The organism is Pseudonocardia sp. CA-107938, from assembly GCF_050936315.1.
Taxonomy (GTDB): Bacteria; Actinomycetota; Actinomycetes; order Mycobacteriales; family Pseudonocardiaceae; genus Pseudonocardia.
The window spans coordinates 3,113,421-3,132,912 of sequence record NZ_JBNJNA010000001.1 but is presented as its reverse complement, the minus strand read 5'-3'; the positions used below and the strand labels follow the sequence as shown (position 1 = coordinate 3,132,912).

At 74.5% G+C, this 19,492-nt stretch carries 19 protein-coding genes and 1 pseudogene; 11 read left to right on the top strand and 9 right to left on the bottom strand.

Annotated features, from left to right (window positions below; translation table 11 throughout):
* Window positions 1–8: 8 nt before the first annotated feature.
* The 3 genes and pseudogenes from ACQEVB_RS15605 (at window position 9) to ACQEVB_RS15595 (ending at window position 1,232) form a co-directional block, all read left to right on the top strand.
* Window positions 9–248: a transposase gene (locus tag ACQEVB_RS15605; protein WP_432971093.1), complete on the top strand. Its 240-nt coding sequence runs from the start codon at window positions 9–11 to the stop codon at window positions 246–248.
* A 47-nt stretch (window positions 249–295) separates the two neighbouring features.
* Window positions 296–352 (top strand): annotated as a pseudogene (locus ACQEVB_RS15600) (hypothetical protein); the annotation flags it as partial.
* A gap of 142 nt (window positions 353–494) precedes the next feature.
* Complete coding sequence (locus ACQEVB_RS15595; protein ID WP_432971090.1) at window positions 495–1,232, top strand: transposase; 738 nt, start codon at window positions 495–497, stop codon at window positions 1,230–1,232.
* An 85-nt stretch (window positions 1,233–1,317) separates the two neighbouring features.
* On the opposite strand, the gene ACQEVB_RS15590 is transcribed toward ACQEVB_RS15595, so the two are convergent.
* Entirely contained in the window at window positions 1,318–2,208 is an 891-nt protein-coding gene (locus ACQEVB_RS15590; protein ID WP_432971087.1) for an ROK family protein, read from the bottom strand.
* Between the two features lie 27 nt (window positions 2,209–2,235).
* Between ACQEVB_RS15590 and ACQEVB_RS15585 the strand changes: the two genes are divergently transcribed.
* Both ACQEVB_RS15585 and ACQEVB_RS15580 read left to right on the top strand, forming a co-directional pair.
* The gene (locus ACQEVB_RS15585; protein ID WP_432971084.1) at window positions 2,236–2,934 is read left to right on the top strand and encodes a copper homeostasis protein CutC; all 699 of its coding nucleotides are present in this window, start codon (window positions 2,236–2,238) and stop codon (window positions 2,932–2,934) included.
* A gap of 60 nt (window positions 2,935–2,994) precedes the next feature.
* A complete protein-coding gene (locus tag ACQEVB_RS15580; protein WP_432971081.1) occupies window positions 2,995–4,008 on the top strand; it encodes an isopenicillin N synthase family dioxygenase in 1,014 nt (337 codons plus the stop codon).
* Here the strand turns inward: ACQEVB_RS15580 and ACQEVB_RS15575 are convergent.
* A complete protein-coding gene (locus ACQEVB_RS15575; RefSeq protein WP_432971078.1) occupies window positions 4,005–6,815 on the bottom strand; it encodes an ATP-binding protein in 2,811 nt (936 codons plus the stop codon). The genes ACQEVB_RS15580 and ACQEVB_RS15575 overlap by 4 nt on opposite strands.
* A gap of 109 nt (window positions 6,816–6,924) precedes the next feature.
* Here ACQEVB_RS15575 and ACQEVB_RS15570 point away from each other — a divergent pair, with 109 nt between their 5' ends.
* The 4 genes from ACQEVB_RS15570 to ACQEVB_RS15555 are packed head-to-tail and all read left to right on the top strand — an operon-like array spanning window position 6,925 to window position 10,512.
* Window positions 6,925–7,914: a glutamate-cysteine ligase family protein gene (locus ACQEVB_RS15570; RefSeq protein WP_432971075.1), complete on the top strand. Its 990-nt coding sequence runs from the start codon at window positions 6,925–6,927 to the stop codon at window positions 7,912–7,914.
* Entirely contained in the window at window positions 7,911–8,912 is a 1,002-nt protein-coding gene (locus ACQEVB_RS15565) for a glutathione synthase (protein WP_432971072.1), read from the top strand. Before ACQEVB_RS15570 ends, ACQEVB_RS15565 begins: the two co-directional genes overlap by 4 nt.
* Window positions 8,909–9,340 (top strand): MAPEG family protein, encoded by a 432-nt coding sequence (locus tag ACQEVB_RS15560; protein ID WP_432971069.1) that lies wholly within the window; start codon window positions 8,909–8,911, stop codon window positions 9,338–9,340. Before ACQEVB_RS15565 ends, ACQEVB_RS15560 begins: the two co-directional genes overlap by 4 nt.
* Complete coding sequence (locus ACQEVB_RS15555) at window positions 9,337–10,512, top strand: MFS transporter (protein ID WP_432971066.1); 1,176 nt, start codon at window positions 9,337–9,339, stop codon at window positions 10,510–10,512. The genes ACQEVB_RS15560 and ACQEVB_RS15555 overlap by 4 nt, the downstream gene beginning before the upstream one ends.
* On the opposite strand, the gene ACQEVB_RS15550 is transcribed toward ACQEVB_RS15555, so the two are convergent.
* Window positions 10,472–11,086, bottom strand: coding sequence for a hypothetical protein (locus ACQEVB_RS15550; protein WP_432971063.1), 615 nt, complete (start codon window positions 11,084–11,086; stop codon window positions 10,472–10,474). The genes ACQEVB_RS15555 and ACQEVB_RS15550 overlap by 41 nt on opposite strands.
* Window positions 11,083–11,733 (bottom strand): dihydrofolate reductase family protein, encoded by a 651-nt coding sequence (locus ACQEVB_RS15545; protein ID WP_432971060.1) that lies wholly within the window; start codon window positions 11,731–11,733, stop codon window positions 11,083–11,085. The genes ACQEVB_RS15550 and ACQEVB_RS15545 overlap by 4 nt, the downstream gene beginning before the upstream one ends.
* 107 nt (window positions 11,734–11,840) lie before the next feature.
* Here ACQEVB_RS15545 and ACQEVB_RS15540 point away from each other — a divergent pair, with 107 nt between their 5' ends.
* Window positions 11,841–12,701 (top strand): LysR family transcriptional regulator, encoded by an 861-nt coding sequence (locus ACQEVB_RS15540; RefSeq protein WP_432971057.1) that lies wholly within the window; start codon window positions 11,841–11,843, stop codon window positions 12,699–12,701.
* A gap of 15 nt (window positions 12,702–12,716) precedes the next feature.
* On the opposite strand, the gene ACQEVB_RS15535 is transcribed toward ACQEVB_RS15540, so the two are convergent.
* The 4 genes from ACQEVB_RS15535 to ACQEVB_RS15520 all read right to left on the bottom strand — a co-directional run bounded on the left by ACQEVB_RS15535 (window position 12,717) and on the right by ACQEVB_RS15520 (window position 17,791).
* Window positions 12,717–14,054 (bottom strand): serine hydrolase domain-containing protein, encoded by a 1,338-nt coding sequence (locus tag ACQEVB_RS15535; protein WP_432971054.1) that lies wholly within the window; start codon window positions 14,052–14,054, stop codon window positions 12,717–12,719.
* A 19-nt stretch (window positions 14,055–14,073) separates the two neighbouring features.
* Complete coding sequence (locus tag ACQEVB_RS15530) at window positions 14,074–15,717, bottom strand: class I adenylate-forming enzyme family protein (protein ID WP_432971051.1); 1,644 nt, start codon at window positions 15,715–15,717, stop codon at window positions 14,074–14,076.
* A 75-nt stretch (window positions 15,718–15,792) separates the two neighbouring features.
* Entirely contained in the window at window positions 15,793–16,290 is a 498-nt protein-coding gene (locus ACQEVB_RS15525; RefSeq protein ID WP_432980379.1) for a GNAT family N-acetyltransferase, read from the bottom strand.
* 46 nt (window positions 16,291–16,336) lie between these two features.
* Window positions 16,337–17,791 carry an MFS transporter gene (locus tag ACQEVB_RS15520; RefSeq protein WP_432971048.1) on the bottom strand — a complete coding sequence of 485 codons (1,455 nt, stop codon included), beginning with the start codon at window positions 17,789–17,791 and terminating at the stop codon, window positions 16,337–16,339.
* Window positions 17,792–17,877: 86 nt separating this feature from the next.
* Between ACQEVB_RS15520 and ACQEVB_RS15515 the strand changes: the two genes are divergently transcribed.
* Window positions 17,878–18,252: a MarR family winged helix-turn-helix transcriptional regulator gene (locus ACQEVB_RS15515; protein WP_432971045.1), complete on the top strand. Its 375-nt coding sequence runs from the start codon at window positions 17,878–17,880 to the stop codon at window positions 18,250–18,252.
* A 14-nt stretch (window positions 18,253–18,266) separates the two neighbouring features.
* Here ACQEVB_RS15515 and ACQEVB_RS15510 read toward each other — a convergent pair whose 3' ends face one another.
* Window positions 18,267–19,487 carry an MFS transporter gene (locus ACQEVB_RS15510; protein ID WP_432971042.1) on the bottom strand — a complete coding sequence of 407 codons (1,221 nt, stop codon included), beginning with the start codon at window positions 19,485–19,487 and terminating at the stop codon, window positions 18,267–18,269.
* Window positions 19,488–19,492 lie beyond the last annotated feature (5 nt).

Here is a 19,492-nt window from a genome sequence, read left to right as displayed (position 1 = left end):
TGCGCCAGATGTTGACCCCGTTCATCAACGCCCTCATGTCGGCCGATGCCGATTCGGTGTGCGGTGCGGCGTGGGGCGAGCGCTCCGAGCAGCGCACGAACACCCGCAACGGCTACCGGCACCGCGACTTCGACACCCGCGCCGGCACCATCGACGTGGCGATCCCGAAGCTGCGCCACGGCTCCTACTTCCCCGACTGGCTCCTGCAGCGCCGCCGCCGCGCCGAACGAGCGCCGAACGAGCACTGACCACCGTCGTCGCGACCTGCTACCTGCTCGGGGTCTCGACGCGGCGGATGGGGAAGCTCGTGGAGTCCCTCGGCATCACCAGGCTGTCGCAGTCGCAGGTGTCGGTGATGGCCGCCGAGCTCGACGCCCAGGCCGCCGACTTCCGCGCCCGCTCGATCAGGGCTCCTACACCTTCGTCGCCGCCTTCGTCGCTGCCGACGCGCTGGTGCTCAAGGTCCGCGAGGGCGGCCGGGTGGTCAGCGTCCTGTGCCGCCGACGGTCCACGCCCTGCTCGCCGCCGGGGTCAACGCCGATGGACGCCGCGAGATCCTCGGTCTGCAGGTCACCTCGGCCGAGGACGGCGCCGGCTGGCTCGGGTTCTTCCGTGACCTCACCGCCCGCGGTCTGACCGGGGTCCGGCTGGTCACCTCCGACGCCTACGCCGGGCTGGTCGCCGCGATCGGGGTGACCGCCCGGGGCGGCCTGGCAGCGGTGCCGCACCCACTACGCACCCACTACGCGGCCAATCTGATGGCGGCGACTCCGACGGCGTCCTGGCCGTGGGTGCGGGCGCTGCTGCACTCGGTCTACGACCAGCCCGACGCCGCATCGGTGCACGCCCAGTTCGACCGGATCCTCGACGCCGTCACCGACAAGCTCCCCAAGCTCGCCGAGCACCTCGATGACGCCCGCGCCGACGTCCTCGCGTTCACCGGCTTCCCCCAACCAGATCTGGCGCCCAGATCTGGTCGAACGCTCCAGCGAGCTACTAACCGGGAGATCCGCCGCCGCACCGACGTCGTCGGGATCTTCCCCGACCGCGACGCGCTGATCCGCCTCGTCGGCGCCGTGCTGGCCGAGCGGCATGACGAGTGGGCCGAAGGACGCCGCTACCTCGGCCTCGAGGTCCTCACGCGTTCACGCGTCACCGCCGCCGTCCCCGACACCCCCGCCAACGTCGAGGAGGTGAACCCGACCGACACCATCCCCGCGCTCAGCGCCTGACCGAACAGAAGATCACGCGATCGTCGTCACACACCACGCCAGCGGACTTGACCAAGCAGCGCGGCAGCGATCCGCACCCCGGCGTTCAGGACATCGCGGCCGCGGCCGCCGCCGCCCCGATGGCCGTGGCCCGCGGGCCCAGCGCTCCGAGCCGGACGGTGATGCCGGCGCCGCCGCCGAGGGTCGAGGCGCGGAGCGCGTCCGCGCAGGCGTCCTGCATCAGCGCCCAGGAGCGCATGACGCCGCCGCCGAGGACGACGTGCGGGCAGTCGAGGAGCACCGCGGCGGTGCCGATGGCCCGGCCGATGGCCGCGCCGGCGTCGGCGAGGACGCCGTGGGCGACGGGGTCGCCTCCGGCGGCGCGGTCGGCGATCTCCGCGACCCCGCGGGCGGTGCCGGACCGCGCCGCGTACCGCCGCGCGATGGACGGGCCGGCGGCGATGGTCTCCAGGTGCCCGACGGCGCCGCAGGTGCAGACCTCGTCGCCGTGGCCGGGTGTGTGGCCGATCTCGCCGGCCATCCCGCGGGCGCCGCGCCAGATCTCGCCGCGCAGCAGGACGGCGCCGCCGACGCCGGTGCCGACGACGATGGCGAGGACGTCGGGGTGTCCGACCGCGGCGCCGGCGCGCGCCTCGCCGAAGAGGAACGCGTTGGCGTCGTTGTCGACGGTCACCGGCACGTCGAAGCGCGCGCCGAGCTCCTTCGCCAGCGACGTGCCGGACCAGCGCGGGAACGTGGAGCTGGCGAGGCCCACCGCGCCGGTGGCCGGGTCGATGACGCCGGCCGCCGCCACCCCGACGCCGCGGACGTCGGGCCCGGCCAGCCTGCGCGCGGCCGCGATCGCGTTGTCCAGCAGCCGGTCGCCGCCGAGCCCGGCGTCCGACGACACCTGCAGGGCGTCCACCACCTGCAGCTCGTCGTCGGACAGCACGATGTCGATCTTCGTGCCGCCGATGTCGATACCGAGCCAGGTCACGCTGCGCACATCCTTACAGTGATCGTCGTGGTCCAGCTCGAGATCAGCGTCGAGACGCTCGACGGGGTCGGCGTCGCGTCGATCGCCGACCGCATCGAGCTGTGCGCGGGCCTCTCCGAGGGCGGCCTCACGCCCAGCATCGCACTGGTCGAGGCCGCTGTGTTCGCGGCCGGCACCGCCCAGGTGCACGTGCTGGTGCGGCCCCGCCCGGGCGGTTTCGCGTACTGCCCCGACGAGCTCGCGCTGATGCGCGCGGACATCCGCCACGCCGTCGCGGCGGGCGCTGCCGGCATCGTGGTCGGCGCGCTGGACGGCGACGAGGTCGACATCGCGGCGACGGCCGGCCTGGTCGACGCCGCCCGCGGGGTGCCGGTGACGTTCCACCGCGCCTTCGACCGCCTCGCCGAGCCGTTGCCCGCGCTGGACGCGCTGGCCGAGCTGGGTGTCGAGCGGGTGCTGACCTCGGGCGGACCGGCCACGGTCGACGTCGACGCGGTCGCGGCGCTGGTCGCCCACGGCAGCCTGACGATCATGGCGTGCGGCGGGATCCGCCCGCACAACGTCCGCGCCGTGCTGGACCGCACCGGCGTCACCGCCGTGCACGCCGCCCCGCGCATCCCGGTCGGCACGGCGAGCACGTACCCCGGCACGGGCGTGCCGGAAGGCCACGACCGGTTCGCCACGGACGCCGACGCGGTCGGCGAGCTGCGCGAGCTGACCCGCTGAGCCATCGCCAGGACGATCCGCACAGGTTGCAACCCGTGTGCCCGTGGCAAGGTGGGTGACGTGGCTGTGGACGTTCCGACCATCGACATCGCGCCCTACCTCGAAGAGGCCGAGACCGGCCGTGCCGCCGTCGCCGCGCAGGTCGACGCCGCTGCGCGGACCGTCGGTTTCATGCAGGTCGTCGGGCACGGCATCCCCGCAGCGACGGTCGCCGCGTTCACCGAGGCCATGGACGCGTTCTTCGCGCTGGCGCCCGACCGCAAGGCGGCCTACCGCTGCCCGCCCGGGGTCAACCGCGGCTACAGCCCGCCCAAGTCGGAGGCGCTGGCCAACAGCCTCGGCCTGGCCACGGCGGCGGACCTGTTCGAGGCGTTCAACGTCGGCACGCAGGCGTCCGACCACCCCGAGCTGGATCTGCCCACGGCCGACTACCCCGAGAACGTCTGGCCGGACGTGCCCGGCTTCCGGCCGGCCGTGGAGGCCTGGTTCGCCGCGGCCGGCGCGGTCGCCCGCACCATGACCACGATCTTCGCCGACGCGCTCGAGCTGGCCCCGGACTTCTTCGCCGCGTCCACCGGCCACTCGATCGACGTGCTGCGGATGAACAACTACCGGCTGCCGTCGGCGGACGTCGAGCTGGGCCCCGACCAGCTCGGGATGGGCGCGCACACCGACTACGGCATCGTCACCGTGCTCTGGGCCGACCCCGTGCCGGGGCTGGAGATCCTCGACGGCGACGGCGGCTGGCACCCGGTCCGCCCCCGGCCCGGCGCGCTGCTGGTGAACCTCGGCGACGCGCTGGCCCGCTGGACCAACGACCAGTGGATCTCCACCATGCACCGCGTCGCGCCACCGCGCGTGGACGGCGTGCTGGTGCCGCGCCGCTCGGCCGCCTACTTCCACGACGGCGACGTCGACGCGGTCATCGCCCCGTTGCCGACCTGCGTCGGCCCGGACCGGCCGGCCTTGTACGAGCCGGTGACGGTCGGCGAGCACCTGCGGGCGAAGCTCGCCGGCTCCCGCGGAGGCGCGTTGAACGCGAGCGCGGCTCGCGAGGCCGCCCGACTCCGCTAACGGCCGCTGGTCAGCCGCCAGCGGATGAACTCCTTGCGGCTTGCGGTGCCGGTCTTCATCAGGATGTTGCGGACATGGCTCTCCACCGTGCGCTCGGAGAGCACGAGCTCGGCGGCGATCTCCCGGTTGGTCCGCGCCCGGCCGACGAGGTCGGCGATCTCGCGCTCGCGCGGCGTGAACGGGTCGGCCGCTGCGGTGTCGGCGGCGACGCGGGCGAGCAGTGCCGTCGCGTCACGGAGCAGACCGGGCAGGTCGAGCACGCGGGCGTCCGCGGCGGCGGCCTTCGCGTGCCGAGTGGCGCCGGCGAGGTCCCCGGTCGCGTGCGCGAGCCGGGCCAGGCCGGCGCGCGTGTGGGCGAGGTAGGGCCGCGCGCCCAGCCCGGTGTTCACCCGCTCCGCCTCGGCGAACGCCGACGCCGACGCCGCGTGGTCGCCGCAGACGAGGGCGAGCTCGCCCCGGAGGCGGGCCAGCGCGCCGGTGTAGAAGATCGTCCCGGTGCCGAACACGACGAGGTCGGCGTAGACCTCGTCCAGCACCGCGGCCAGCATGCGGGCGCCGGGCACGTCCGGCAGGCCGATCGCCACCTCGCACAGGTACGCCACGCAGGCCAGGGTGCGCGCGTCGCGCAGCCGCCCCAGCTGGTCGACGAGCGGCGCGTACAGCACGCGTGCCTCGTCGCGGTCACCGTCGAGCAGCAGGGCGGCGGCCATTCCCGCGCGCGCGACCGGCGGTTGCCGGCCCACGTCGTCGAGGAGGTGCCGCCAGCCGGGGGCGATGTCGGACGGGTCGCCGCGCAGCAGCGCGAGGAACATCGAGTGGCCGATGTGGGTGCCCTCGGCGGACTCGTCGCTCCAGTCCGCGTTCACCGACCGCGCCTCTGCCGAGAGGCGCCGCGACAGCGCGAAGTCGCCCACCATCCCGGCCAGCGCCGCCCGTCGTCGCAGGTGGTGCCAGCGCGCGACGGGCAGCCCGGTCTGCTCGGCCAGCCCGCCGATCGCGGCGATGTGCGCCTGCGCGCCGGCGAGGTCACCCCCCTGCATGGCAGCGTCGGAGATCCACAGGTGCCCCCACAGCGCGGCCAGCGGCCGGCCGGTCGGCGCCGCCAGCTCCACCGAGCGTCGGCCGAGCGCGACCCGGTCGATCCCCCATCGCGGATCCTGCGCCACCATCGCGCCTGCGAGGATGGCGTCGAGCTCGGCGTGCCGGTCACCGGCGGCCACCGCGGTGGCCATCGCGCGCTGGGCGTGGTCGCGGGCCTCGTCGAGGTCACCGATCTCGGTCAACGCGCAGGCCAGCGCCGCGGACACCCGGGCGGCGAGCCCGCCGTCGAGGTCACCCGCGAGCGCCTGCCGGCACATCCCCTCGACGGCCCGGTTGACGCCGGGGTGCCCGAAGCCCTGCACCGTGACGGCCGCCCTGGCGACGACGTCCGGCCGGCCCGTCCGCTCCCCCACCGCGACGGCCCGGCGGCACGTGCGGATGCTCTCGTCGATGCGGCCCGCGAGCGCCTGCACGCGGGCCAGGTCGAGCAGCACCTCGGCCTCGTCGGCGTCGGCGTCCGGGGACAGCGCGTCGAGCGCGAGCTGCAGGTAGTCGGCGGCCTCGGGGTAGCCGCCGCCGGAGCGGGCGTCGTCGGCCGCGCGGACCGCCCACGGCACCGCCCGCGCCGGCTCCCCCGCCCGCACCCAGTGCCGCGCGACGGCGCCTGCCCGGTCGTCGCGCCCGACCGCGCGCGGTTCGAGCAGCTCCGCGACCCTGCGGTGGAGGGCGAACCGGCGCTGCGCCGGCAGGGTGGCGTACACCGCGTCGCGGACGAGCGCATGGCTGACGGTGATCGCACCCTCGTCGGGCAGCGTCACCAGGCCCAGCGCAGCCGCGGGCGCCAGCAGCTCGACGGCGTCCGCCGCCGTCGGGGTGGCCAGCAGGCCGGCGAGGACGTCGAGCTCGGCGGGCTGCCCGAACACGCTCAGCGCCGCGACGGCGTCGGCGGCCGCCGGCCCGGCCGCGGCGAGCGCCGCCGAGACGAGCCCGCGCAGCTCGGCCGCCTCCCCCAGCGGAGCGTCCCAGCCGGCGTGCCCGCGCAGCTGCTCGGCCGCGATGCGGCTCAGCGTCCACAGCACGAGCGGGCTGCCGCCCGCGCGGTCGATCGCCTCGCGGACGGCGCGCGGATCGGCGTGCTCGACGGCGTGGTCGAGGAGCGCCGCGGCGTCGTCCGCGCGCAGCGGCCCGAGCGTGACGGGCACGGTCGCGGAGCCGGCGAGCAGCCGCGGCAGCGCCAGCCCGAACGGTGCCTGCGCGAACGGGCCCGCGTCGACGGGCCGGTGCGTCGCCACGACCAGCACCGGCACCCGCCGGACGCCGGCCACCAGCCGTTCCAGCAGCCGCACCGTCGCGGCGTCGGCCCAGTGCAGATCCTCGAGGACGAGCACGAGCGGCGACCGCTCCCGGGCGCGCGCCACCAGCGCGTCGAGCACGGCGGTGTCGGCGGCGAACGCTGCGGCCGCGGCGTCCGCCGGGCCGGCCGCCTCAGGCGTGACGTCGGCGGCGAGCGCCGCGCGCACCTCGGGCAGCGCCGCGACGGCCCGCGTCCACGGCCACAGCATCGGCATGCCGTCGTCGTCGAGCGCGGCACCCCACGCGACCGCGTCGACCTCCCCAGCCAGCTCCTCGACCAGCCTGGTCTTCCCGATCCCCGGCGGTCCTCCGACCAGCACCAACCCGCCCGAGCCGCCGCGCGCCCGCTCCAGCGCGGAGCGCAGCACGGAGAGCTCCCGCTCCCGTCCGAAGAGGCGCTCGGGCGGAGTCATGGCGGGAGTATCGCGCACCGACCCGGACATTCCCGACCACGAAAGTTCCGTACCGCAGTCCGTGGCGGCACTGAGGTACCGGGCGGGCCGCTCGCGCGACCGTACGGCCATGGACCTGGAGACCGCTGTACGCAGCGCATTCGCACCCGCCGCCACACCGGGGCGGGTCGGCGTCGAGGTCGAGCTCATCCCGGTGCTCCGCGGTGCGCGACCGGAACCGGCCGTCGTCGCCGCCGTGCTCGACGCGCCGTTCGCCGCCGTGGCGCGACCGACCTTCGAACCCGGCGGCCAGCTGGAGCTGAGCCCGGCGCCGCAGCCGGTGCACGCCGCCGTCGCGACGATCCTCGACCTGCTCGACCAGGCCCGCGAACGGGCCGCGCGCGCCGGCATCGCGCTGGTCGCGGCCGGCACCGACCCGCTGCACGGATGTGACCGGGTGCCCCTGCAGGTGGCCAACCCGCGCTACCGCGCCCTGCAGGCCGCGCTCGACGAGCACGGGCCCGACGGCCGGCGGATGATGCGGCTGACCGCGTCCCTGCAGGTGTGCGTCGACCTGCTGCCGGGGCGGGCGGGCCGCGAGCAGTGGCTGGTCGCCAATCTGGCCGGCCCGCACCTCGCGGCCGCCTTCGCCAACTCGCCGACCCTCGACGGTCGCCCGTCCGTCGCGGGCTCCCGCACCGGCATCTGGACGCGCATCGACCCCCGCCGCTGCGGATACGACGGCCGCCACCTCGACCCGCTCGACCCCGTCGGCGCCTACCTCGCGTTCGCCGCCGCGGCCCCCCGGCTCCCGCTGCCCGGCCTCGACGCGCGGCAGCACCTGTCGACGCTGTTCCCGCCGGTGCGCCCGCGCGGCGGGTACCTGGAGGTGCGTTACCTCGACGCGCAGCCCGACGAGCGGATCCCGGCCGCGGTCCACGCGGTGCACACCCTGCTGACCGACCCACGGGCCCGCCGCGACGCCCTCGACCTGCTCCTGCCCGGCCTCGGTGACCTGCCGGCAGCCTGGCGCCGGGCGGCCACCGGCTGGTCGCCGCTCGCAGCGGACCTGCTCGCGATCGCCGCGCCGGCTGCATCGGCTGGGGTGGTGGCGCGATGAGCCGCGACGTCGTGTTCGTCGTCGACCCGCTGGACGGGCTCGACCCCGCACTCGACACCAGCATCGGCCTGATGCACGCCGTACAGGAGCGCGGGGCACGGGTGTGGGCCACCGGCGCGCTGCAGCTGGAGGCCGTCGACGGCCGGGCCCGGTGCGTGGCCACGCCGCTGTGGCTGGCGCCGAGCGTCCCGGTGCAGGGGTGCCGCTGGTCGGTGCCCGATCCCTGGTACCGCGCCGGCACGCCGACCCGCCTCTGGCTGGACGAGGCGGACGCCGTGTTCGTGCGCACCGAGCCCCCGCTCGACGAGGAGTTCGTCACCGCCACCCTGGTGCTCGATCTCGTCGACCCGGCCCGGACGGCGCTGGTGAACGCGCCGGCGGGGCTGCGGGCGTGCAGCGAGCACCTGCTGCCGCTGCAGGTCCCGGACCTCGGCCCGGCCACGGTGGTCAGCGCCGACCCGGCCACGGTCCGCGCGTTCGTCGCCGAGCACCGGGTGGTCGTCGCCAAGCCCGTCGACGGGTTCGCGGGGCGGGGTGTGCTGCGGCTGGACCGGCACGACCCGAACCTGGCCTCGCTCGTCGAGGTCGTCACCGCGGCGGGTTCGCGGGCCGTGGTGCTGCAGCCCTACCTGCGCGAGGTGAGCGCGGGCAACAAGCGCGTGTTCGTGCTGGACGGTGAGCCGGTCGGGGCCGTGGCCCGGTACCCGCTCGGCGGCGACTTCCGCATCGGCAACCCGACGGCAGAAGCGCCGCTCACCGACCGGGACCGCGAGATCTGCGCGCGCCTCGCCCCCACCCTGCGCCGGCACGGCATCCACCTGGCCGGCCTCGACGTGATCGGCCGCCACCTCATCGAGGTCAACGTGACCAGCGTCGGCGGCCTCCGCAAGGCCGACGCGCTGCTCGGCTGGACGCTCTGCGCCGACGTCGTCGATCTCGCCCTGAACGGCGCCTTCCTGGCCCGCACCACCCCTGCTCTCGAGAGGAGACCGGCATGACCTCCCTGACCGTCCACTCGTCCACCGCCATGGTCGCCGCCGTCGTCGGCGTCGCCGTGCTCGGCGGCCTGCTGTTCGTGCTCGGCTTCAACGTCTCGCGCATGCGCGGGGTCACCGCGAAGGCGGGCGGGTCGCAGCAGCCGACCGACCCGGCGTCGCCGCTGCTCATCGCGCAGCGCGCGCACGGCAACGCGAGCGAGTACGTGCCGTACCTCGCCGTGCTGTTCCTGGTGGTGGGGATCGGCAGCCCGGCGGGCGTCGCGATCCCGCTCATCGTGGGAGCCACGCTCGCCCGGCTGATGCACGCCTACGGCATGCTCAGCTCGGACTCGCTGGCCCACCAGAGCCTGGTCGGGGTCGTCGGTGCCATGGGCACCTACCTGTTCGGTCTCGCGCTGGCCGTGGCCGCGGCGTTCACGCTGGCATGAACGCAGCGATCGACTCGCCGCTGCGCACCGCGTTCGGGCCCCTGCGCAGCCCGGCCTTCCGGCGCTACGCGGCCGGCCAGCTGCCGTCGATCACGTGCTCGTGGGCACAGGTCGTGGCGCTGTCGGCGGTCGTGGTGGCGCTGGACCCGACGGCACTGGGCTGGGTGGTGGCGCTCCAGTTCGTGCCGACGCTGGTGCTCGGGCCGTGGTGCGGGGCGCTGGCCGACCGGGTCGACCGGCGCACGCTGCTGATGGCGGCCGAGGCGGGCCTGGGCCTGGTCGCGGCGGCGTACGCCGTCGCCGCAGCGACCGGACGGCTGACGCTCCCGGTGATCGGCGTGCTGGCCGCCGTCTGGGGGATCGTGAACGCCGTCGACACCCCGGCCCGGCGCGCCCTCACCCCGCAGCTGGTGCCGCCGGCCGCCGCACCGGCCGCGGCGGCGTTGTCCGGCACGTTGCTGCTCCTCGGCATGACGGTGGGGGCGGCACTGGGCGGACTGCTCGTGCCCGCGTTCGGGGCGGCCGTCACGTTCGGCGTCAACGCGCTCTCGTTCCTCGTCGACGTCGCCGTGCTGGCCTCCCTGCCGATCGGCCCGAGCCCCCGGACGCCGCGCGCGCCCCGCCAGATCCGCGACGGCCTGGCCCACGTGTGGCGCACCCCGGAGCTGCGCCGGCCCGTCGTCGTGCTGGCGGCGGTCGCGACGGCGACGTTCTCCTACCAGGTCAGCGTGCCGGTGCTGGTGCCGGAGGCCGGGGCGATCGGCGCCGCGCTCGCCGTCTTCACCGCGGGGTCCCTGGTGGGCACGCTCGTCGCTGCGACCCGGGGCCGCCCGAGCACGCGCACCGCCGCGGCGGCGACCGGCACGCTCGCGGCCGGGCAGCTCCTCGTCGGCGTCGCACCCGCGCTCGCGCTGCCCGGGCTGGCCGTCGCGGGGTTTGGCTGGTCGATGCTGCTCATGACCGTGGTCGCGCAGCTGCAGGAGGCCCCACCGGACCTGCTCGGCCGGGTCATGGCGGTGTTCGCCGTCGTCCTGCTGGGCGCGATGACCGTGAGCGGCCCCCTCGCCGGCTGGCTGGCGGCGACGTGGGGTGCGACCACCCCGTTCCTCGTCGGGGCGGTAGCAGCGGCGCTCACCGCGGGTGCGCTGGCAGCGCGGGCCCGGACCGGTTGAGCGAGGTCGGGCTGTCCCAGCCGTGGACGAACCACTGGTACTCGCCGGTCGCGGGATCGTAGGACCGCCGGCGGATGCTGCCGATGTCGGCGCCGTAGACGTGGATGCCGATGGTCGGCTCGTCACCGACGGCCACGACCGCGTGGATGTCGTCGTCGGTCGTGCAGCACACGGTCACCTGCCCGACCTCCCAGCGCGCCTCCCCGGCCGGTACCAGCGGCGCGACCGGCGCGTCCACGGCCGGCTTGACGTAGCGGACCTCCAGCTCGGCCCCGGAGTAGACGCCGACCGCACCCCACGTCTCGTGCGTGTGCACCTTCGTCCGCTGACCGACGTCCCACACCACCGACGCCATCGACCAGCTGCCGTCGGCGGCGATGTGGAGCGGGTAGGTCATCTGCCGCCCCTCGGCCACCTGGGCGGCCTCCGGCGGGAGCCGGTAGCCCTCGGCCAGCAGGTCCGACAGCAGCTCGGCGGTCCGAGCCGTGAGCTCGTGCTCGTCGTCCGTGCTCCGCACGAGGCGGTCCACGTCGTCGATGAACGTCTCCAACCGGTCGGGCTGCCCGGCGCTCATGCCGCACCGCCGGCGAGCACGCGGTACTTGAGGTGGGCGACGCCGTTCCCCTCGACGACCCGCACCTGCTCCAGCCGCGGGCCGGCGCCCGCGAAGGGCCGGGAACCGCCGCCGAGCAGCAGCGGCACGACGTGGAACTCGAGCTCGTCGAGCAGGCCGGCGTCGAGGTACTGCGCGATGACCTGCCCGCCGCCCCACAGCATGACGTCCTTCCCGCCGGCCGCGTCCCGCGCCTGCGCGAGCGCGGACTCGATGCCGTCGGTGACGAAGTGGTACGTCGTGCCGCCGGCCATCTCGACCGGGTCGCGCCGGTGGTGGGTGAGGACGTAGACCGGGCAGTGGTACGGCGGGTCGTCGCCCCACCAGCCCGTCCACTCGTCGCCGTCCCACGGGCCGCCGCCGATGGGCCCGAACATGCCGCGGCCCATGATCGCGGCGCCGATGTTCGCGTTCGCCTCCTCGAACACCGGCGTGTCCGCGTTCGCCGTGCCGCCGGTGTGGCCGTGGGCCTCCTGGAAGGCGGCCAGTTTGGTGACCCAGTCGTGCAGCTCCTCGCCGCCGACGCCGAGCGGGTTCTCCGCGCTCTGGTCCGGACCGGCCACGTAGCCGTCCAGCGAGATCGAGATGTGGCACCTGAGCTTGCTCATCGTCCCCTCCGTCCGCGGCGCGTCCGGCCGCCTACGAAAAGCATGGGCGGGTCAACAGATGTCGTCTAATGCCAATCCTTTCGCGATCGCATAGATAAAGTTGATGCATGCTGAACCTGGTCCACCTCAAGGTGCTCGCCGCGGTGGCACGGCACGGGTCGGTCACCGAGGCGGCCAAGGAGCTGCACTACTCCCAGCCCTCCGTGAGCCACCACCTGTCCCGCCTCGAAGAGGCCACCGGCGCCAAGCTCGTCCAGAAGGTGGGGCGGGGCATCCGGCTGACCCCCGAGGGCACGCTGCTGGCCACCCGGGCCGCCGAGATCATCGGGCGGGTGGACGCCGCGGCCGGCGAGCTGGCCGCGCAGGTCGGGCTGCGCGCCGGCCGGGTCCGCCTCGCCGCCAACGCGTCCGTGCTGGCCACGATCGTGCCCGTCGCGACAGCGGCGCTGGTCGACGCACATCCGGGGCTCACGGTGAACGTGATCGACCGGCATCCCGTCGAAGCCCTGCAGATGCTGCGCAACGGCGAGATCGACGTCGCGCTCGTCCCCCGCCACGCGCACGCGCCGCTGGAGGACGACGGGGTGCGCACGGTGCACGTCGCGGACGACACCGTCCACCTGGTGAGCCTGCGCGCGGACGACAGCGTCGCGAACCACCGCCACTCCGCGTGGATCGGCGGTTGCCAGTACTGCCAGGGCGAGCTGGTCGCCATCTGCGGCGTCGCCGGGTTCGCCCCACGCATCGAGTCGGTCTGCGACGACATGGTCGTCGTGCAGGCGCTGGTCGCCGCCGGAGTCGGGGTCACCACGCTGCCCGGCCTCTCGCTGCGGGCGCACCGCCTCCCCGGCATCCACACGACGGAGATCCCCGAGTTCGCCCGCCGGATCTACGCCGTCACCTACGGCGAGCCGCCCGACCCGCCGGCCACCACCGCGCTGATCGACGCCGTCCGCGCGGCCGCCTGAGTCACCGCCGCCTGACTACCGACGCAGCGCCGCGACCAGCTGCTGCGTCGCCGAGACCGCGCGGGTGTCGTCCCTGCTCGGCGTGAACCCGAGGCGGACGACGACGAGCCGCTCGGACGGCACCACGATCACCCACTGGCCGTCGTGGCCCTTCGCGAAGTAGCTGTCGGCGGGCAGCCGGGGATCGTCGACCGAGCCGTCGGGGCCGCGGTTGGGCCACCACCCGGACGCGTAGGGGTCGAGCTCGGCGCTGGTCACCGCGACCGCGCGGGTCGAGTCGGCCAGCCAGCCGGCGGGGAGCAGCCGCTCGCCGTTCCACACGCCGTCGTTGAGCGCGAACTGGCCGAGCGCCGCCCAGTCCCGCGGCGTCGCCCACAGGTACGAGCTGCACACCGGGGTGCCGGCCGCGTCCGGCTCCAGCACGGCACTGGTCAGGCCGAGCGGCGCGAACAGCAGGTCACGGGGCAGGTTCGCGCCCAGGCCGGTACGGGCGGCGAGCACCGAGCAGAGCAGCGTCGTGCTGCCGGACGAGTACTGCAGGTAGGTGCCCGGATCGTGGCCGAGCGGCTGCGCCGCCACGTAGGCGCCCATGTCCGGTTCGAGGTACAGCATCCGTGTGATCGGGGTGCCGAGCGCGTACGTCTCGTCCCAGGCCAGCCCGCTCGTCATCTGCAGCAGCTGGCGGACGGTGATGCGGGCGCGCGCGTCACCGGCCCACTCGGGGCGCAGGTGGTCGTCGTCGAGGGAGAGCCGGCCCTGCTGCACGAGCCGGCCGACCAGCAGGTCGGTCACGCTCTTCGCCATCGACCAGCCCAGCTGCGGGGTCGCCGGGCCGAACCCGTCGGCGTACCGCTCCGCGACGAGCTTCCCGTCCTTGAGCACGACGACCGCCCGGGTGCCCAGCTCCGCCCGCTCGGCGGCCGGCAGATCCGTGCCGAACGCGTGGTTCAGCGCGTCCCGCACGCCCGGCGCCGGATCCGGCGCGACGGTCGCGGCGTACGGGTTGCCCGCCGCCGCGACGGGGGTGGGCGGCGGCAGCGCGGGCCGCGCACCGGCCAGGGTGCACCCGAAGCCGGGGCTCGCCCACGCGGTCTGCCGGGACAGCACGCCGAGGATGCTGCTGGTGGCACTGCCCTGCTCGACGGAGGTCCGCAGCACGGGCACCAGCGGGTTGGGCGGCAGGTCGGCCTCCGGGTGCGCCCGCGCGGAGACCGCGGCGAGCGCGCACCCGTTGTGGGCGGCGTAACCGGTGCCGGTGAGCAGCAGCGGGCGCTGCCACCAGTACCCGGCGCCGGCTGCCACGACCAGGAGCCCGATCACGACGAGCAGCACTCGCCGGGGACGCGCCGTCATGCGCCCATCATGGCGGGTGTCATCTCCGGGCCCGCAGCTCCCGGCGCAGTACCTTGCCGCTCACGGTCTTCGGGATCTCGTCGAGGATCTCGACCTGGCGCGGGTACTTGTAGGCGGCCATCCGCTCCCTGGCGAACGCGATGATCTCCTCGGGCGTGGCCGCGGCGCCGGCCCTCAGGGAGACGAACGCCGTGACGGTCTCCCCGCGGTACTCGTCGGGCACCCCGACGACGGCAGCCTCCCGGACGGCCGGGTGCTCGTAGAGCACGTCCTCCACCTCGCGCGGCCAGATCTTGTAGCCGCCCGCGTTGATCTGGTCCTTCTTGCGGTCGACGATGTAGAACCAGCCCTGCGCGTCCATGTAGCCGACGTCGCCGGTGTGCAGCGCCCCGCCCGGGAGCGCCTTCGCGGTCTCCTCCGGCTTGTTCCAGTAGCCGACGACGACCTGCGGCCCGGACGTGACCAGCTCACCGATCTCTCCGGCTGGCAGCTCCGCACCGTCCTCGTCCACGATCCGCACGACCGTGCCGTAGATCGGCACGCCCACCGACAGCGCCCCGGACGCCGGGTCGACGGGGGCCTCGGCGCGGAACGGCACCGCGTGCGACGGCGAGGTCGTCTCGGTGAGGCCGTAGATGTTGTGGATGTAGTGGCCGAAGACGTCCCGGAACGCCGCGACGGTGCTGGGCGGGATCGGTGCGCCACCGGAGTAGATCTTCGTGAGCGACGCCAGCTTCGCGCGCTCGGCGTTGGGCGCGTTCATGAGCGCGATGAACACCGTGATCGAGCCGACGGTGAACGTGGCCCGCTCGGCCTCGATCGTGTCGATGGTCAGGACGGGGTCGAGCCGGTGCATGAGCACCAGCGGTGCCCCGGTCAGCAGCGAGAGGGCGATGTGCCCGACGAGCCCGGTGATGTGGAAGAGCGGCGCGATCCCCAGCACCACGTCGTCGGGGCCGATGCCGACCCAGTCGCGGTAGGCCTGGGCGTTGAACACCACGTTGGCGTGGGTGGACATCGCACCCTTGGGCGGGCCGGTCGTGCCGGAGGTGTAGGTCAGGAACGCGATGTCGTCCGGCCCGAGGTCGACCGTCGGCGCAGCGGCGTCCCGGTACCGCTCCAGGAGATCGAGCAGGTCGGTCGTGTCGGGACGGTCGACGCGTTCGACGCCCGGCTCGTCGCGCGTCCGGAAGTCCAGCTCCGACGTGGTGATCACCGTGCGCACCGACGAGCCCGGCAGCACCCGGGACGCGACGTCGCGGTGCAGCGACTGCAGCGCCACGAGCACGGACGCCTCCGAGTCCCGCAGCAGCTCGGCGAGCTCGCGCTCCTTGTTCATCGGGTTGACCGAGACGGCGATGCCGCCGGCCTTCCACGTGCCGAGCTGCGCGATCACGAACTGCGGGTCGTTCTGGGTGAAGATCGCGACCCGCTCGCCGGGGCGGAACCCGTCCGCGGTGATGCCGGCGGCGAACGCGTCGGACAGGGCGTCCAGCTCGGTGAAGCTGATCGTCCGGCCGAAGTGGCGGATGGCGTCGGCCGCCCCGGCCCGCGCGACCGTCGCCCGGAACATCGCGAGCACGGTGTCGAACTCCGGCGTGATCTCCGCCGGCTGGCCGGGGTCGTAGCGGGCCAGCCACACCTTCTCGTCGTAGACGGACATGGCGGTCTCCTCGTGCCGAGCCGGCGAGCGCGTTCCGGCCATCGTGCCGCCCGCACGGTTCGCGGGGAACGCGGGCTACATGGGGGCCGAGCGCAGGCGGACCCGACCGGCCGGCCAGCTCGCGTCCTCGCGCAGCGGCGTCCACATGGTCCGCAGCGGCATGACGACGGGTCCGCCGTCCTGCTCGACGTGGACGTCCTCGTCGACGGTCCGCCAGCCGAGCCGCTGGTAGAGCGGGACGAGCGGTGGGCGGCAGAACAGCAGCCCGAACGGCGGCCCCAGCGTCCGCGCGTGGTCGAGGGCCGCGGCCACGACCGCCCGCGCCAGCCCCTGCCCGCGCAGGTCGGGGGCGACGGCCACGCCGCCGATGCCCACCACCTCCGTGTCGAGCGCACCGATCGCGACGGGCAGCCGCACCACGCCGGCGTGCGCGACGAGCCGGGTGCCGCGGCGGATGCCGAAGTGGTCGTCCTTGGCCCGCCACGTCAGCCCCGTGGCGCCGACGCCGAAGGGATCGGCGCCGGCGCCCAGGATCTCGGCCTGGTCGTCACTCGTGTACCTGGTCAGCCGCATCACGGTCACGGGGCGAGTCAAGACGGTGCGATGTTGCCGGCGCGTATCAGTCCGCGACGGCCGCCAGCTGCGGCTCCACCGCGGGCACCTCGACCCGGCGCCGGGCGACCAGCCCACCGGCCGCGACCAGCAGGCCCAGCACCGCGATGCCGGTGACCACGCTCAGCGCCGGCGTCAGCCCGGCGAGCAGCGCGGCGGGCGACGCTTCCCGGCCTCCGTTGGAGGTCAGGACCGCCGTCACCACCGCGAGGCCGATCGCGCCACCGACCTGCAGTGACGTGTTGAGCAGGCCGCCGGCCAGGCCCTGCTCCGCATCGGCGATCCCGGACGTCGCCTGGATGTTGAGCGACGAGAACGCCAGCGTGAAACCGATGCCGAGCAGGATCATGCTCGGCAGGACGGTGCCGGCGTAGCTCGAGTGCTCGTCGATGCGCAGGAACAGCGCGTAGGCGACGACGTGCGCGACGACGCCCGCGAAGATCGTGCGAGGCGTGCCCACCCGGTCGATCAGCGGCTCGATGCGCGGCGAGCCGAACGCCACGATCAGCGCCGCCGGCAGGAACCCGAGCGCGGTCTGCAGCGCGGACCAGCCCAGCACCCGCTGCAGGTACAGCATCACGACGAACTGGAAACCGATGTACGCGCCGAAGAACAGCGCGCCGCCGAGGTTGGCGCGGGCCAGCGGCCCCGCACGCAGGATCCCCAGCCGCAGCAGCGGGTGGCTGCTGCGCTTCTCGATGATCACGAAGGTGGCCAGCAGCGCCAGCGCGACGGCGAACGTGACCAGCGTGCGCGGTGCGGCCCAGCCGATCTCCGGGGCCTCGACGACGCCGAAGACCAGCAGCAACGAGCCGGCGACGCCGGTGACGGCGCCCGGGATGTCGTAGCCGCGGCCACCTTCCGCCGGGTAGGACGGGATCAGCTTCCACGCCGCGAACAGTGCGATCAGCGCGATCGGCGCCGGCAGCAGGAACGTCCAGCGCCACCCCACCTCGGTCAGCAGGCCGGAGAACACGAGCCCGGCGGAGTACCCGCTGGCACCGAAGACGGCGAAGATGCCGATCGCCCGGTTGCGGGCGGGGCCTTCCTGGAACGTCGTGGTGACGATGGACAGCGCGGCCGGCGCCGTGAACGCGGCGGCCAGGCCCTTGATGAAGCGGCTCGCGATGAGCAGCACGCCGTCGTCGACGAGCCCGCCGAGCAGGGAGGCCAGCGCGAACACGGAGACGGCGACGAGGAACACGCGGCGGCGGCCGAGCAGGTCGGCGGTCCGCCCGCCGAGCAGCAGCAGCCCGCCGTAGCCGAGCACGTATCCGCTGACGACCCATTGCAGCGCGTTCGTGGACAGGCCGAGGTCGGCCTGGATGGCGGGGAGCGCGACCCCGACCATCGACACGTCGAGCGCGTCGAGACCGACGACGATCGAGACCGTGAGCAGGACGCCCCAGAGTCGGGCGTCCCATCGGGTCGACGTGGTGGACAAGGGCACGGGCGAGTTCATGACCGGCACACTACATGCATCTGCATCTAATGCAAGAGCATTTAATGCGGTCGCATCTGATGTCGACGCATGCTATCGTCGCGGCCGTGAGCGACGTCGCTGAGCAGGGCCTGGTGCAGGAGTGGCACGAGCTGCTGTCGCGCTACTCGGCCGTGTTCGGCACGCTCGACAGCCGCCTTCAGGAGCGCCACGGCATCGGCGCGAGCGAGTTCGAGGCCCTCGAACGGCTCGCCACCTGCGATCACCAGTGCCGCTCCGCCGATCTCACCGAGGCCGTCCACCTCAGCCAGAGCGCCACGTCGCGGCTGGTCGCGCGCCTGGAGAAGGAAGGCCTGGTCCAGCGGGCGCTGTGCGAGGCGGACCGCCGCGGGATCTTCGTCACCCTCACCGACGCCGGCCGCGAGCGCTACCTCGCCGCGAAGCGCACGCACCGCGAGGTGCTCACCGCGACGCTGCGGTGATCGAGCGCTGAGCGTCAGCGCTCGATCACCGTCGCACGGTCCGCGCGCATCCAGGCCACGGACAGCACGGTCGCGACTCCCGTGCCGAGCGCCCCGGCGGCCGCGATCACCAGCGCCGACGACACGTTCTGGGCGACGAGACCGAACGTCAGGATCGCGACACCCTGCGTGACGCGCATGCTGGTCGTGAGCAGCCCGACGGCCTGCCCGCGCATGTGGTCCGGCACGGCCTGGGTGAACTCCGCGGCGAGCGGGATCCAGAAGCAGAGGCTGGTCCCGGAGACGACGATCAGGACGACCGCGGGCGCCGGGCCCGGCGTGGCCACGAACAGCACGAGCGGCGCGCAGCTGAGGATCGACAACGCGGCGACGTGGCGTGCGCCTTGGTCCGGGATCAGGAACGGGAGCAGCCACAGCCCGATGACGATGCCGGCGGGACCGGCGCCCATCAGCAGGCCGGCGACGGCCGGGTCGTTGCCGGTCTGCACCGCGTACGGGGCGGCGAGGGTCTCCGTCGCGAGCGTGGCCGCGATGGGCAGCGTGAACAGCAGGATGACGCGCAGGCGGGCGCGGCCCAGCACGTACCGCGCCGCCGCCACACCGGCGCCGAGCAGCGTCACCCGCCCGTCCGGCAGCGCCGTCGCCGGCCGCCCGAGCACGCCGAGCAGGATCACCACGGCGGACACCGTGAACGTCGCGGCGTTGATCACGAGGACCGTGGACAGCCCGCTGACGGCGACGATCGCGCCGCCGAGCCCGTACCCCACGGTGTAGGACACGTGGTTGACGAGCTGCGTGACCGCCGAGCCCGTGACCAGGCGCTTCCCCGGCAGCACCACCGACATGGTCGAGATGTACGCGCTCGTGAACGGCGGGTCGATCAGCCGCACCGCGAACAGCAGCGCCCACAGCGCGAGCAGCGGCATCCCGGGGATCGCCATGACCAGGAGCAGCGCGGCCCGGCCGAGATCGGTCACCACCATCACCGCGCGGCGCGGGTACCGGTCGGCCAGGCCGGCGAGCAGCGGGCCGCCGAGGAGGTCCGGCAGCACCGTCAGGGCGAACGTGACGCCCATGAGCGCTTCCGAGCCCGTCTCGGTGAACACCGCGACGACCAGCGCGGCCCGCGCGACGTAGTCCCCCACCGTCGACAGCGCGCGACTCGCGAACAGCGCGCGGAACTCGCGCTCCGCGAAGATGCTCCGGTACGTGACGCGTTCCTGCTCGTCCCCCACGACCC